Origin of the sequence: Actinoplanes awajinensis subsp. mycoplanecinus, assembly GCF_001509495.1 — a bacterium.
Classification (GTDB): domain Bacteria; phylum Actinomycetota; class Actinomycetes; order Mycobacteriales; family Micromonosporaceae; genus Actinoplanes; species Actinoplanes palleronii.
On record NZ_LLZH01000156.1, the window covers coordinates 14,443 to 27,784 of the forward strand.

The following is a 13,342-nucleotide window of genomic DNA, read 5'->3' on the forward strand; positions in this document are numbered from 1 at the left end:
GTGGGTCCGAAACTGGCGAACATCGAATCCACCCGAACGAGGTGGGACCCGAACCGGTGGACACATCGCAGGCCAACGCCGGTCCCAGCGCCTGTCTTTGACCGTCATTGCCTCAATCTGCTCTCCATGGCAGAGTTCTCCCCCATGGAGAGTGTTTTGTACGATGAACGCCGTGAGCTCGATCAGCTGCGCGACCGCGTGCGTGCCACGCGCCGGGCTACCTCCGGGCCGCTACTGGTGTTCGGGGTGCCGATCACGGTCTTTGCCATCTGTGACGGCACGGTCAACTACGCGTTCGTGCCGTTGCCGCTCTACTGGCCGCTGTGCACGCTTGTCGCGCTTCTCGCGCTCACTGGCATCGACCGGATGCGCCGCGGGCGCACGGGGGTGGGTGCGGGTCCTTTCTCGTATGGGAAAGCGGCCGTCCTCCTGGCGGCGGTCGTCCTCGCCGGAGGCACCGTGTGGTTCTTCCCGTTCGCGAAGTTACTGCTCTGGCCCGCGACAGTGCTGACCGTCCTGGCTGTGCGGCAGGGTAACCGGCCACTCGCGGTCTGGTCCGGCATCATCGGCGCCGTGATGATCGCCGGGTGGGCCTTCGACGGCCCGGTGCCCGGCGGCTGGTTGCACCCCTTCGTGATGGGTGCCGGCGGAGTAGCGCTGATCGTGCTGGGTCTCGTGTGGCGCGGACGCGAGCGGACGATCGCATGATCGAGCACACTCAGCGGCCCCCCTCGCTGCTCGAGCCAGGACCGCCGGCCGCTCCGCTGCGACGTTCCGAGTCCGGGGCGCTTCCTGTTCCTGAGTCGCTTCCCGCTTCCGAGCCGGCGTCGCATCCTGCGCTTGAGCTGGATGAGCTGGTGCATCAGAAGACCCGGCTCGCTCTGCTCACCGTGCTTGACGAGGCGGGCCGTGCCGATTTCCCCTATCTCAAGCGGCTGCTCGGCCTTACCGACGGCAACCTCGGCCGGCACCTGGAGACCCTCGCCGGTCAGTCGCTGATCGCGATCGAGAAGGGACACGAGGGCAAACGGCCACGCACCTGGGCGGCGATCTCTCCGGCCGGACGGGCGGCACTGACCGCCGAAATGGACCTGCTGGCCGCGATAGTCGAGCGTTTCCGCAACGCCCGCGACTGACGGCCGGCACCATGCCGGGCGCGGTCCGGTGCGTGCGGTGAGGCATCGTGGGCGGCAAGCCAGGACGTCTGCAGTTGATCACGGCATCGCCCAGGGCTCACCGGTAGGGGAAACCGCTGGTCGCTGGTCGCGCTCAGTGACACAAGGCGGAGGCTGATTCCGCCTCCGCCCACGTGTACAGCTACCGCAGAGCCGGCAACACCTTGGCCCCGAACGTCTCGATGAACGGCATCAGATCCTGCCCCACATGATGCAGATAGATACGGTCGAAGCCCAGCTCCGCGTACCCCCGCAACCACTCGACATGAGCCTCGAGGTCGGCCGAAACGTTCACCACCTCGCGCACCTGCTCGATCGTGACGTTCTCGCCGATCACGTCGAACTGTTCGACCGTCTCCAGGTCCCAGCAGACCGGCGGCCGGAAGACGTTGCTGCGCCACTGGTCATGAGCGATCGCCTCGGCCTCGTCCTGCGTCGGCGCCCAGCTCAGATGCACCTGCAGGCAAACCGGCCCCTTGCCACCCGCATCCCGATACGCAGCGATCATCGCCTGCAGCTGCTCGGTCGGCGCGTTCACCGTGACCAGCCCATCAGCCCACCCCGCGCACCACGCCGCGGTCTTCGTGCTCACCGCGGCGCCGATCAACGCCGGCGCCTCAGCAGGCCGGGTCCACAACTTGGCCCGGTCCACGGTGACCAGCCCGTCCCGGGTGACCTCCTCACCGGCCAGCAGCGAACGGATGACGTCCACCGACTCCAGCAGCCGCGCCTCCCGCACCTCTTTCCGCGGCCACGGCTCACCGGTGATGTGCTCGTTGCTGTACTCCCCGCTGCCCAGTGCCGCCCAGAACCGTCCCGGGAACATCGACCCGAGCGTCCCGATCGCCTGCGCGATGATCGCCGGGTGATAGCGCTGTCCCGGAGCGTTGACCACACCGAACGACAGGTTCGTGGCCTGCAGCGCCGCACCCAGCCACGACCAGGCGAACGCGGACTCACCCTGCCGGCTGCTCCACGGCGAGAAATGGTCGGAACACATCGCGGCTTCGAAGCCGTGCCGTTCCGCCGCGATCACCGCGGCGAGGAGGTCGGCGGGCGGGATCTGCTCGTGCGAGGCATGGATTCCGTACTCCGTCATGACCCTGGCGGTACCCCGCCGTCCCCTTCCGCAACCAACCACCCGCACGACCGGCGAGCCGTGGCGCGTATGGTTCGGGCGGTGAATCCCGCTGACCTGCAGGGCCTTCGATCGGGATCTCTCGAGACCCGCGAAGCCCACCTCACTCTTCTGCTCGACCGGGCGCGCACGCACGGTGACGAGTCAGCGATCGCGGCATTGCACGCGCTCGTCCGCGACTACCGGGATTTCCACCGCTCGCTGTATTCGCGGGCGATGAACCACGCGGACGTCTTCGCGGACGCGAGCCTGCAGGAGCCGCTGCTGGCCGCGCTCGCCGACACCCGTTACAACTGCCAGGCCTGGGCCGTCATGGGTTGCACCGCCATGGAGATCCGCGCTGCCGTCCCCCAGTTGGTCACCCTCCTCGACCACCCGCAGTGGCTGGTCCGCGGCGAGACGGTGACCGCGCTGTCCGCTCTGGGCGACGCCTCGGTAGTTCCCGCACTGCGCCCGCTGCTCAGCGACGAGGCCGACTGGCTTCGCCAGCGAACCGCCGACGCCCTGGCCCACATCGGCGGCGACGCGGCGCTGGAAGCCCTCTGGTACGAGTTCGAGCACCGCCAGTTCCCCCGGATCGGCTACATCGCCAGCACCCTGGCCTTGTTCACCCCGGAGGTCGTCCCCCGCCTGCTGACCGCCGCCGACAGCACCGACCCGGACCAGCGTTATTGGGCGGCCGTGGCCCTCGGCTCAACCGGCGACGACCAGGCAATCCCGACCTTGGAACGCCTGATGGCCACCGACCGCGGCGTGACCGTCTTCGACGGCGAAGTCCGCACCGCGGCCAAGAAAGCCCTACGCACCCTCCGCCGCATCAAGGCCGCCATCGCCGAACGAGACGCCGCCAAACCCGAGCCCGCCCCCCACTGACATCCCCACAACCAGATCAAAAACCCCACTTTGGTACGAAGGAATCACCGCGGCGGGGGCAGTCGCAAGCCCGACATCCCCCCGTCCACGGCCAGGGACATGCCTGTGGTCGCAGCTGAGGCGGGGGACGCCAGATACGCGACCGCGCCGGCCACCTCCGCGGCCGTCACCAGGCGGCCGATCGGCTGACGGCCCGACAGCCGGGCGCGCTCCCCGACCGGATCGTCGGTGCGGGCCAGCAGTCGCTCCACCCACGGCGTGTCCACCGTTCCCGGAGCGACACAGTTGACCCGGATGCCCTCGCCGACCAGGTCCGCGGCGGTCGAGAGGGTCAGAGCGTGCACCGCGCCCTTCGACGCCGAATACAGCGCCCGCTGCACCAGCCCAGCGGTCGCCGCGATCGACGAGACGTTGACGATCGAGGCGGCCGCGGACGAGCGCAGATACGGCAAGGCGGCCGTCGTCGCGCGGGCGATGCCGATCACGTTCACGTCCAGGACGCGGTGCCATTCGGCGTCGTCGTTGGTGTCGATGCCGCCGACCGCGCTGATGCCCGCGTTGTTGACCAGGATGTCGATGCCGCCGAACTCCTGGGCCACGGTGGCCATCGCCGCGGTCAGCGAGTCCCGGTCGCCGACGTCGGCGATCACCGGCAGCAGGCCGTCGGCCGGGTCGCCGGGGTTGAGGTCGAGCACGCCGACCCGGGCGCCGCCGGCCCGCAGCTCGGCGGTGACTGCCGCGCCGATGCCCGAGCCGCCGCCGGTGACGACCGCGACCAGGTTGGTGAACGATGTCATGTACGAACCTTTCGAGAGGTCAGGCCCACGCCGGCCCGTCCGGATAGGCGAAACGGTGCAGGGTCTCGGGGCGGATCTCGGCCGAGAAGCCCGGTGCGGTGGGCAGCTGGTAGGCGCCGTTGCGGATCACCACCGGGTCGAGGAAGTGCTCGTGCAGGTGGTCGACGTACTCGATGGTGCGGTCCTGCAGGGAACCGGAGACCGCGACGAAGTCGAAGACCGACAGGTGCTGGACCAGCTCGCAGAGGCCGACCCCGCCGGCGTGCGGGCAGACCGGGCGGCCGTATTTCGCGGCCAGCAGCAGGATCGCCACGTTCTCGTTGACGCCGGCGACCCGGCAGGCGTCGATCTGCACCACGTCGACCGCGTCGGCCTGCAGCAGCTGTTTGAAGACGATGCGATTCTGTACGTGCTCGCCGGTCGCCACCCGGATGCCGGCCGGGCGGAGCTGCCGCCGGATCGCCGCGTGCCCGAGCACGTCGTCGGGGCTGGTCGGCTCCTCGATCCACCACGGCCGGTACGGGGCGAGCGCGGTCATCCACTCCACCGCCTGCGCCACGTCCCAGCGCTGGTTGGCGTCGACCGCGATCCGTACGCTGTCGCCGACCGCGCCCCGGGCCAGCCGCAACCGGCGGATGTCGTCCTCGAGGTTGTCACCGACCTTGAGTTTGATCAGGGTGTAGCCGTCGGCGACCGCCTCACCGGCCAGCCGGACCAGCTTCTCGTCGCTGTAGCCGAGCCAGCCCGGTGACGTGGTGTACGCCGGATAGCCGTGCTCGCGCAGCAACGCGATCCGGTCGTCGCGGCCGGGGCGGGCCGCTTCGAGCAGGTCGATCGCCTCGGCCGGGGTGAGCGCGTCGCTCAGGTAGCGCCAGTCGACCAGGTCGGTGACCTGCTGCGGGGTCATGTCGGCGAGCAACTGCCAGACCGGTTTGCCGGCGGCCTTGGCGGCCAGGTCCCACGCCGCGTTGATCAGCGCGGCCGCGGCCAGGTGGACGACACCCTTCTCCGGGCCGAGCCAGCGGATCTGCGAGTCGTGGGTGAGCCGGCGCGCGAACTCGCCGAGGTCGTCGATCGACTGGCCGATCACGAACGGCACGAGCGCGTCGATCGCCGCCCGGCAGATCTCGTTGCCGCGCCCGATGGTGAACGTGAACCCGTGTCCGGCCAGGCCGTTGTCGGCGCGCAGGATCACGTACGCGGCCGAGTAGTCCGGGTCGGGGTTCATCGCGTCCGAGCCGTCGAGATCCCGGGAGGTGGGGAACCGGATGTCGTGCGAGGTGACCGCCGTGATCTTCACTCGGTCACCACGCTGCGCTGCCGGCCGAGCCCGGTGATCTCCATCTCGACCACGTCGCCGGCGCCGAGGTACGGGAACCGCCCGCTCAGCGCGACGCCCTCCGGTGTCCCGGTGTTGATCAGGTCGCCGGGTTCGAGGACGGTGAACTGGGACAGGTGCCAGATCAGGTACCCGACGTCGAAGATCATGTCCGCGGTGCTGGAGTCCTGCCGGGGCGCGTCGTTGACCCAGGAGCGCAGCCGCAGCGGGAAGCCGACCTCGTCCGGGGTGACCAGCCACGGCCCGAGCGGGTTGAACGTCTCGCAGGACTTGCCCTTGGACCACTGCCCGCCGGACCGGTCGAGCTGGTATTCACGTTCGGACACGTCGTTGGAGAGCACGTAGCCGGCAATGTGCGCGGCGGCGGAGGCGGGCGAGTCCAGATAGCGGGCGGTCCGGCCGATCACCACGCCCAGCTCGACCTCCCAGTCGGTGCGCCGGGAACCCCGCGGCAGCCGGATGTCGTCGTCCGGGCCGATCACGGTGTTCGGCGCCTTGTAGAACAGGATCGGTTCGGCGGGTGGCTGCGCGCCGGACTCGGCGGCGTGCGCGGCGTAGTTCTGCCCGACGCAGAGCACCGCACCGGGCCGGCTGATCGGCGCGCCGCGGCGCTCACCGGTGATGTCGATGTCGGGCAGTCCGTCGACGGTGGTGATACCGCCCGCGGCGAGGAACGCGCCGGTGATGTCGGCGGTCACCGCGGACAGGTCGTAGAAGCGGCCGCCGCTCTCGGCGATCGGCCGCTCGTGCCCGGCAGGGCCGACTCGCAGGTACTTCACATCGTCTCCAGGTGGTAGGTGTCGATCGCGGTGCCGCCGAAGACGTCCGCTCGCAGGCCGCCGAGCAGGCCGGCCAGTGCGTCCTTGACCTGCGGGTAGGTCGCGGCGACCCCGAGGACGGGCCAGTCCGAGCCGAACATCAGCCGGGTGGTGCCGAACAGCTCGACCGCGGTGTGCACGTAGGGGCGCAGGTCCTCGGGCGTCCAGGTGTCCCAGTGCGCCTCGGTGACCAGGCCGGACAGCTTGGCGACCACGTTCGGCCGGGCGGCGACCGGCGTGATCAGTTCGCGCCACCGGTCGAACTCCCCGGCGGCGATCGGCGGCTTGCCCAGGTGGTCGAGGACGAAGGTGGCCTCCGGCAACGCCGCGGCGACGCGGGCCACCGACGGCAACTGCGCGCTGCGGACCACCAGCTCGTTGACCAAGCCGGCGGCCGCGACCGCGGCCAGCCCGGCGCGCACGTCCGGCCGGTCCAGGTGGTCGTCCGGCGCGGCCTGCACCTGGTCGCGGATGCCGACGAGCAGGTCGCCGCCCGGGGCGGCCCGGTGGCCGGCGATGGTCGCGGACAGATCAGGATCGGTCAGCGCGGCCCAGCCGACCACGCCGGCGATCTCCGGGGTCTGCTGCGCGAGACGCAGGAACGACCGCGTCTCGTCCGCCGTGCAGCGGCCGGCTTCCACCAGTACGGTGCGGTCGACGCCCGCACCCCGGATGACGGTGCGCAGGTCGTCGACGGTGTAGTCCCGGCGGATCCGGGTCAGCGACGGGTCCTGCAGCCAGGGGTAGTCGGCGGTCCACAGATGATGGTGCGCATCGACGATCATGCGAGCAGCTCCTCGGCGCGCAGGTCGGTCCAGAGTGCGGCCGGGATCGGGGTGGCCGCCATCCGTACCGCGTCCTCGACCTCGGCCGGGGTGCGCGCGCCGACGAGCACGCAGGTCACCGCGGGGTGCTCGGCCGGGAACTGGATCGCGGCGGCGCGCAGCGGCACGCCGTGGCGGTCGCACACCGCGCGTATCGCCAGGGCCCGATCGAGCAGCGCCGGGTCGGCCGGCAGGTAGTCGTAGCGGGCGCCCGGCCGGGGATCGGCCAGCAGTCCGGAATTGAACACTCCGGCGGCGATCACCGCGACACCCCGCTCGGCGCACAGTGGCAGCAGCTCGGCGCCGCCGGACTGGTCGAGCAGCGTGTACCGCCCGGCCAGCAGCACCGCGTCCAGCAGCCCGGTGCGTACCAGGTCGGTGAGCATCCCGGCCTGGTTCATGCCGGCCGACACCGCGCCGATCCGCCCCTGCTCACGCAGCCGGGCCAGCGCCGGCAGCGCCTCGGTCACCGCTTGGTCGAGATGGTCGTCCGGATCGTGCAGATGCAAGATGTCCGCCCGATCAAGACCGAGACGGATCAAACTCTCATCGTACGAACTGAGCACGCCGTCACCACTGAAGTCGAAGACCGGAGTCACGTCGGTGGGCTCGGCCCAGATGTCCTGGGTGTCGGCGCCTCCGCCGCGCAGCAGCCGCCCCACCTTGGTGGAGAGCGCGAACTCGGTGCGTGGCTTGCCCGCCAGCACCGTGCCGCTGCGCCGCTCGGACAGGCCGGTGCCGTAGAGCGGCGCCGTGTCGAAGTAGCGTAGTCCCAGCTCCCACGCGCGTTCCACGGTCTGCCGGGCCTGCTCGTCACCGACCGGCTCGAACAGCCCGCCCAGCGGCGCGAGCCCCAGCCCGAGCCGGGTGACGGACACGCCGGTGCGGCCGAGCCGTACCCGCTCGGTCGGATTCATCCCGCTCACTGGACTCTCCGGTCGTCGATGGCGTCGTGATCCCAGGCGATGCCCAGCCCGGGTGCGGAGGGGGCGAGCGCGTGGCCCTCGACGACCGTGATCTCGTCGTGGGTGATCGTGCGCAGCTGCGGGATGTGTTCGAGGTACCGGCTGTTCGGCACCGCGCAGCACAGGCTGACGTGCAGCTCCATCAGGAAGTGCGGGCAGACCGTCAGGTTCGCGGCCTCGGCCAGGTGGGCGACCTTGAGCCACGGCGTGATGCCGCCGACCCGGGCCACGTCCACCTGGATCACGCCGGCCGCGCCGCGCCGCACGTACTCGGCGAACTGGCCGGCGGCGTAGAGCGACTCGCCGACCGCGATCGGGATCGAGGTGGCCGCCGCGACCTGCTCGTGCCCGGCCACGTCCTCGGCGGGCAGCGGCTCCTCGAACCAGAACGGGTCGTACGGCTCCAGCAGCCGGGCGCGGCGGATCGCGTCGGCGGCGGTCAGCGACTGGTTCGCATCGAGCATCACGTCGAAGTCCGCGCCGACCGCCGCGCGTACCGCGCCGAGCCGCTCGGCGTCCTGCGCCGGTGACCGGCCCAGTTTCATCTTGATGCCCGGCCAGCCGGCGGCCTGGCTGGCCCGGGCGCCGGTCACCAGCTGCTCGGTGCTCAGGTGCAGCCAGCCGCCTTCGGTGTCGTACAACGGAATTTGGTCCTTGGCGCCGCCGGCCAGGACCCACAGCGGCTGCCCGGCGGCGCGGCAGCGCCAGTCCCACAGCGCGGTGTCGACGGCGGCCAGGGCCAGCGAGGTGATCGGGCCGACCGTGGTGGCCTTCGTCGTCAGGAACAAATCCCGCCAGACCGCCTCCACCCGGTGCGGATCCTGCCCCGGGAGCCGGGCCAGCAGGGTGTCGCGCAGCAGCGCGAGCACCGCGGTCCCGCCGGTGCCGATCGTGTAGCTGTAGCCGAGCCCCTCACCGCCGTCGTCGGTGCCGATCCGCACGAAGATCGTCTCCTGCTTGACGAACGTCTGCAGCGCGTCGGTGCGCACGGTTTCCACGGCCAGATCAACCAGGTACGCCTCGGCGTGAGTGATGACGGGCATCGGGCTCCCTCCCTGCCGGCGCTCCTTTTCGTAGATCCTATAGGATCCAGGTAGATGTTTACTGGCTCACATCCGCGTGCGTCAAGAGGTGACCACGAAACTCCGGATCACAGCAGCGTGGTCAGGACGCCGCCGTCGACGCGCATCGCGGAGCCGTTGATGGCTGACGCGAGCGGGCTGGCGAGGAAGGTGACCGCGGTGGCGATCTCGGCCGGTTCGATGAAGCGTTCCAGCAGGGACGTCTGGTTGGTGCCGATGATCGCCGCTCGCATCTGCTCCTCGGGGAGCGACTGCGCGGCGGCCAGCGCCCTGACCGTGTCGGCGACGCCGTCGGAGTAGGTCGGGCCGCCCAGCACCGAGTTGACCGTCACCGCGGTGCCCTTGGTGAGCTTCGCCAGGCCGTTGCCGACCGCGAGCATCGCCGTCTTGGACGTACCGTAATGGATCATGTTGGCCGGGATGTTGACGCCCGATTCGCTGCTGACGAACACGATCCGGCCCCACCCGCGCTCGAGCATCGCCGGCATCAGCCGCCGCGCGAGCCGGACCCCGCTGAGCACGTTGACCTCGTGGTACCGCCGCCAGTCGTCGTCGGAGATCAGGTCGAACGCCTTGAGCTCGAAGAGCCCGACGTTGTTGACCAGGATGTCGACGCCGGGGAGCTGGTCGCACAGCCGGTCGACGTCGTCGGCGACCGCGAAGTCGGCCGGCAGGCCACTGACCGAGACGCCGGGCACCTCGCGGCGCAACGCCGCGACGGCGTCGGCCAGTCGCGCCGGGTCCCGGCCGTTGAGCACCACGTCGACGCCCTCGCCGGCCAGTGCCCTCGCGGTCGCGTAGCCGATGCCGCGGCTGGATCCGCTGATGAACGCGGTCTTGCCGGTGAGCTGCAGGTCCATCTGTCCTCCTGGTGAGTGGGCGCCGGTAGCGGCTGGTTCTGATCGTGCCGGGAGCCGATGAGCGTTGGATGAGCAGACGGACCCGCGCGAGCCCGCCGAGACGCTGGCTTAAACAACAGAGACGGCAGAGCATTTCGCGTCTCGTCGGCGCTGCTTACGGTCGATCGGTGCAGACAATCGTTCTCGGTAATGTCGAGGTCACCCGGGTCGTCGAGTGGCAGGGCGCGTTCGGCGCCACCGACGTGTTGTTCCCGTCCGTTCCCGCCGACTTGTGGCAGCGGCACGAGTCCTGGCTCGCGCCCGACTTCCTCGACGCCGCGACCCGCGAGTGGCAGACGACCGTGCAGACCTGGGTGCTGCGCAGCGCCGGCCGCACCGTGCTGGTCGACACCGGGGTGGGCCACGGGCTCGACACCGGCGGTGACTTCCTGGAGAGGCTCGCGGCGGCCGGCGTACGGCCGCAGGACGTGGACCTCGTCGTCAACACGCACCTGCACAGCGACCACGTGGGGTGGAACACCCGGCTGGTCGACGGAGTGTGGGTGCCGACGTTCCCGCGGGCGCAGTACCTGATCAGCCGGGCCGACTTCGACTACTGGAATCCCGACAACGGCCACGTGCCGGTGTCGCCGTTCCACTCCGCCGACGCCACCGGGGCGATGTTCGAGGAGAGCGTCCGGCCGGTTCATCAGGCCGGGCAGGTCGTGCTGTGGGAGGGCGACAGTCACCGCGTCGACGAGGATCTGGTGCTGCAGCCGGCGGCCGGGCACACACCCGGCTCGGCGGTGCTGCGGCTCGAGTCCGGCACGGATCGGGCGCTGTTCGTCGGCGACATCGTGCACACCCCGCTCCAGCTGATCGAGCCGGATCACGAGATCTGTGTGAGTGAGGACCAGGCCGAGGCGACCCGGGCCCGCCGACGGGTTCTGGAGCAGGCAGCGGCGACGAACAGCCTGGTAGTGCCGGCGCATCTGGGCGGGGCTGGGGCCGCTGAGATCGTACGATCGCAGGGAAGTTTTTTGATCAAGCAGTGGGCGGCGTTTCTCCGAGGGTTGAGCCGGTAGGGGACGATCCGGTGATGGACCTGCTCAGCGACGTGATCGGCGTGATGCGGGTGGGGCGGCCGGCCCTGTCGCTGGAGGTCGCGGATCCGGGGTGGCAGACGGCGGCGCCGGTTTTCGAGGGCGCCCGGTGCTACGTGGTCACCGCGGGGTGCGTCCGGGTGACCGGGCCGGGCTTGCCGAAAACCGGCTCGTCTTCGATCACGGGGCCGGGCGACGCGACCGTGACCTTGCAGGTGGGCGATGCCGTGCTGGTGCCGCACGGCACCGCGCACACACTGGTGAACCCCACCGACGGCGTGGCCCGGTTCCTGTCCGGCGCCTACCGGATGGACCAGGCCCGCCCGCACCCGCTGTTCCACGATCTTCCCGACCTGGTCGGTCTGCCCTCGCGGCCGGACCGCTACCCGAGCCTGCACGCCTCGATCGAGCTGGTGCGTGGCGAGCTCGACGAGCAGATGTACGGCCGGGACGTGGTGCTGCCGGCCCTGCTCGACGTGCTGCTGGTCTACCTGATCCGCGCGTGTCTCAGCGAACGCGCCCAGTCACAGGCCACCGGCTGGTGCACGGCCCTCACCGACGAGGTGATCGCGCGCTCGTTGCGGGCCGTGCACGAACGCCCCGCCGAGGCCTGGACCGTCGCGTCGCTGGGCGCGTTTGCGGGGCTGTCGCGAGCCGCCTTCGCACGCCGGTTCACCGCGATGGTCGGGCAGCCGCCGCTCACCTACCTGACCTGGTGGCGGCTCACCCTGGCGGCACGCCTGCTGCAGACGACCGACCTGCCGCTGTCCGCGGTGGAGCAGCGCAGCGGATACGGCTCCGCCTACGCCTTCGCGAACGCCTTCAAACGCGAATACGGCATGTCCGCCGGCCGGTATCGGCATCAGTAGTAGAAGGTGACCAGGTCGACGCCCTCCCCCTCGGAGTAGGCCAGCCACTGGAACAACGCATACGACGGCCGGCCGAACTCGTCGTCGTTCAGGCTGGTGTTGGGGGCGGTCGCCAGCAGGTCTGCCGGGGCGAGCAGCTCGGCGTTGACCATGTGCCCGATCGCCGGGAAGTCGGCGTGCGGCAGCGGCACCGGCGAGCCGCTGGAGATCAGGCCCTCCAGGGAGAAGCCCGGAGCGAGCAGGCCCGCACTCTCGTGCGCCTCGTCGACCACCCGCAGATAGTCCCAACCGGAGAACGAGGGGAACCCGTGGTCGTGCAGCCGCTCGCCGGTGCGGTCGCACAGGTGCTCGAGGAAATAGCCATACGCCGAGCCGAGCCGCTCGTCGTATGGCTCACCCATGATCACCTGCCGGGCGATGTCGGCGAGCGTGACCGTGTCGTCGCCGCGCAGCTCGTTGATGTGCTCCTGCACGTGCTGCCGGTGCTCCGGGAAACTGGCCGCATACTGCTCCGCCAGCTCGGCGTCGCCGCTGCCGACCTGGCTTCGGATCTTCTTGATATCGACCGCGTAGGCAGCAATCCCGTAACTCATGCGCGAGATGCTAACGGCGACCCCTGACAGTTTTTCCGGGCCGCAGATCAGAACGCGAGGTAGGTGTAGCTATAGGAGCGACCCCGGTCGTAGACGGCCCGCAGCCAGGGCTGCCGAACCTCGGGCAGCCGCGACAGCACGCTGAGGAAGATCTGGCCGTCCGGCATGAGCCGACAGCCCGGGATCTGTTCCGGCAGGGCCTCCGGCAGGATCGGGACCGACCGCCCGACCGCCTTCGGATCACGGTGGACCCAGCCCGCAGTCGTCGATCCGGATGGCCACCGGCGTGCGGCAGGCGGCACAGACCATGTTGGGTACGTCGCCGGCGACACCGCAGCATCGGGAGTCGAGGACCAGCGCCAGGTCGATGACGGCACCGTGGACGTCCCCCGGGGCGACCAGCACGTGGCCGGCCGGTCCGCCCGAGATGCCGGGTCTCGGCGCGTACCAGCCGAGCGCCTCGGCCTCACCGGCGCCGAGCTCGTCCCACCGGCGCCCCGGCGGCCCCAACGGCAGCGGATCCACCGCGAACGTGCCGGGCTCCAGCACCGGATCGAGCGAACCCTGCGCGCCGCCGGCCTCCTGATTCGCGTGGACCGGAAGCGCCACCCTCGACACTGCGACAGTCAGCGCGGCCCCACAGACCCGGCACCCGAAAACCGTCACACAACCCCCAGATGTCGACTGAGGCCAATCTAGATCACGGCACGGTGATGGGACCGATGGCCTCAACACCGGCATCGGGTCGAACATGTCGAATCAGACGACAAATCTCGGACTTCCATGCACCACAAAACAGGACTAAACACCCAATTGGCAGATTCTTGCACCTCGATCCCTCCTAGGATCCGCTTATGAATAGGTCAGAGTCAGGAGAGCCATCGAAAAACCGTCGGGCGATCATGCTTAGTAACGTTCAAAGATCCT

The 13,342-nt window shown here is 70.1% G+C and carries 15 protein-coding genes; 5 read left to right on the forward strand and 10 right to left on the reverse strand.

The annotated features are described in order from the left end of the window. Nucleotides 1–126: 126 nt before the first annotated feature. Complete coding sequence (locus ADL15_RS18290; RefSeq protein ID WP_157441451.1) at nucleotides 127–708, forward strand: hypothetical protein; 582 nt, start codon at nucleotides 127–129, stop codon at nucleotides 706–708. Nucleotides 709–857: 149 nt separating this feature from the next. Next, a complete protein-coding gene (locus ADL15_RS55385) occupies nucleotides 858–1,136 on the forward strand; it encodes a transcriptional regulator (RefSeq protein ID WP_232344199.1) in 279 nt (92 codons plus the stop codon). A 181-nt stretch (nucleotides 1,137–1,317) separates the two neighbouring features. Here ADL15_RS55385 and ADL15_RS18300 read toward each other — a convergent pair whose 3' ends face one another. Further along, nucleotides 1,318–2,274 carry a TIGR03885 family FMN-dependent LLM class oxidoreductase gene (locus ADL15_RS18300; protein WP_067692185.1) on the reverse strand — a complete coding sequence of 319 codons (957 nt, stop codon included), beginning with the start codon at nucleotides 2,272–2,274 and terminating at the stop codon, nucleotides 1,318–1,320. 81 nt (nucleotides 2,275–2,355) lie between these two features. Between ADL15_RS18300 and ADL15_RS18305 the strand changes: the two genes are divergently transcribed. Then, complete coding sequence (locus ADL15_RS18305; protein WP_198170860.1) at nucleotides 2,356–3,186, forward strand: HEAT repeat domain-containing protein; 831 nt, start codon at nucleotides 2,356–2,358, stop codon at nucleotides 3,184–3,186. A gap of 44 nt (nucleotides 3,187–3,230) precedes the next feature. Here the strand turns inward: ADL15_RS18305 and ADL15_RS18310 are convergent, their stop codons facing one another. The 7 genes from ADL15_RS18310 to ADL15_RS18340 all read right to left on the reverse strand — a co-directional run bounded on the left by ADL15_RS18310 (nucleotide 3,231) and on the right by ADL15_RS18340 (nucleotide 9,871). Beyond that, entirely contained in the window at nucleotides 3,231–3,983 is a 753-nt protein-coding gene (locus tag ADL15_RS18310) for an SDR family NAD(P)-dependent oxidoreductase (protein ID WP_067692201.1), read from the reverse strand. A gap of 19 nt (nucleotides 3,984–4,002) precedes the next feature. Continuing rightward, nucleotides 4,003–5,283, reverse strand: coding sequence for an enolase C-terminal domain-like protein (locus ADL15_RS18315; RefSeq protein ID WP_067692204.1), 1,281 nt, complete (start codon nucleotides 5,281–5,283; stop codon nucleotides 4,003–4,005). Next, entirely contained in the window at nucleotides 5,280–6,101 is an 822-nt protein-coding gene (locus ADL15_RS18320; RefSeq protein WP_067692206.1) for a fumarylacetoacetate hydrolase family protein, read from the reverse strand. Before ADL15_RS18320 ends, ADL15_RS18315 begins: the two co-directional genes overlap by 4 nt. After that, complete coding sequence (locus ADL15_RS18325) at nucleotides 6,098–6,925, reverse strand: amidohydrolase family protein (RefSeq protein WP_067692209.1); 828 nt, start codon at nucleotides 6,923–6,925, stop codon at nucleotides 6,098–6,100. Before ADL15_RS18325 ends, ADL15_RS18320 begins: the two co-directional genes overlap by 4 nt. Next, nucleotides 6,922–7,881: an aldo/keto reductase gene (locus tag ADL15_RS18330; RefSeq protein WP_067692212.1), complete on the reverse strand. Its 960-nt coding sequence runs from the start codon at nucleotides 7,879–7,881 to the stop codon at nucleotides 6,922–6,924. The genes ADL15_RS18325 and ADL15_RS18330 overlap by 4 nt, the downstream gene beginning before the upstream one ends. Nucleotides 7,882–7,886: 5 nt before the next feature. After that, nucleotides 7,887–8,972 carry a mandelate racemase/muconate lactonizing enzyme family protein gene (locus ADL15_RS18335; RefSeq protein ID WP_067692214.1) on the reverse strand — a complete coding sequence of 362 codons (1,086 nt, stop codon included), beginning with the start codon at nucleotides 8,970–8,972 and terminating at the stop codon, nucleotides 7,887–7,889. A gap of 107 nt (nucleotides 8,973–9,079) precedes the next feature. Next, complete coding sequence (locus ADL15_RS18340; protein WP_067692217.1) at nucleotides 9,080–9,871, reverse strand: SDR family NAD(P)-dependent oxidoreductase; 792 nt, start codon at nucleotides 9,869–9,871, stop codon at nucleotides 9,080–9,082. Between the two features lie 167 nt (nucleotides 9,872–10,038). Between ADL15_RS18340 and ADL15_RS18345 the strand changes: the two genes are divergently transcribed. Both ADL15_RS18345 and ADL15_RS18350 read left to right on the forward strand, forming a co-directional pair. Beyond that, entirely contained in the window at nucleotides 10,039–10,935 is an 897-nt protein-coding gene (locus ADL15_RS18345) for an MBL fold metallo-hydrolase (protein WP_067692220.1), read from the forward strand. A 14-nt stretch (nucleotides 10,936–10,949) separates the two neighbouring features. Then, nucleotides 10,950–11,822, forward strand: a complete 873-nt coding sequence (locus tag ADL15_RS18350) for an AraC family transcriptional regulator (protein ID WP_067692223.1) — start codon at nucleotides 10,950–10,952, stop codon at nucleotides 11,820–11,822. On the opposite strand, the gene ADL15_RS18355 is transcribed toward ADL15_RS18350, so the two are convergent. After that, nucleotides 11,816–12,415: a DUF7691 family protein gene (locus ADL15_RS18355; RefSeq protein ID WP_067692227.1), complete on the reverse strand. Its 600-nt coding sequence runs from the start codon at nucleotides 12,413–12,415 to the stop codon at nucleotides 11,816–11,818. The two genes, ADL15_RS18350 and ADL15_RS18355, sit on opposite strands and share 7 nt — an antisense overlap. A 240-nt stretch (nucleotides 12,416–12,655) precedes the next feature. After that, nucleotides 12,656–13,024 (reverse strand): hypothetical protein, encoded by a 369-nt coding sequence (locus ADL15_RS55390; RefSeq protein WP_232344200.1) that lies wholly within the window; start codon nucleotides 13,022–13,024, stop codon nucleotides 12,656–12,658. Between the last annotated feature and the right edge of the window lie 318 nt (nucleotides 13,025–13,342).

What these genes read in the sequence shown, in the direction of transcription:
- ADL15_RS18330 (WP_067692212.1), bottom strand. Translation starts at nt 7,881, where the DNA reads ATGAATCCGACCGAGCGGGTACGGCTCGGCCGCACCGGCGTGTCCGTC.
- ADL15_RS18300 (WP_067692185.1), bottom strand. Translation starts at nt 2,274, where the DNA reads ATGACGGAGTACGGAATCCATGCCTCGCACGAGCAGATCCCGCCCGCC.
- ADL15_RS18350 (WP_067692223.1), top strand. Translation starts at nt 10,950, where the DNA reads ATGGACCTGCTCAGCGACGTGATCGGCGTGATGCGGGTGGGGCGGCCG.
- ADL15_RS18355 (WP_067692227.1), bottom strand. Translation starts at nt 12,415, where the DNA reads ATGAGTTACGGGATTGCTGCCTACGCGGTCGATATCAAGAAGATCCGA.
- ADL15_RS18335 (WP_067692214.1), bottom strand. Translation starts at nt 8,972, where the DNA reads ATGCCCGTCATCACTCACGCCGAGGCGTACCTGGTTGATCTGGCCGTG.
- ADL15_RS18340 (WP_067692217.1), bottom strand. Translation starts at nt 9,871, where the DNA reads ATGGACCTGCAGCTCACCGGCAAGACCGCGTTCATCAGCGGATCCAGC.
- ADL15_RS18325 (WP_067692209.1), bottom strand. Translation starts at nt 6,925, where the DNA reads ATGATCGTCGATGCGCACCATCATCTGTGGACCGCCGACTACCCCTGG.
- ADL15_RS18310 (WP_067692201.1), bottom strand. Translation starts at nt 3,983, where the DNA reads ATGACATCGTTCACCAACCTGGTCGCGGTCGTCACCGGCGGCGGCTCG.
- ADL15_RS18290 (WP_157441451.1), top strand. Translation starts at nt 127, where the DNA reads ATGGCAGAGTTCTCCCCCATGGAGAGTGTTTTGTACGATGAACGCCGT.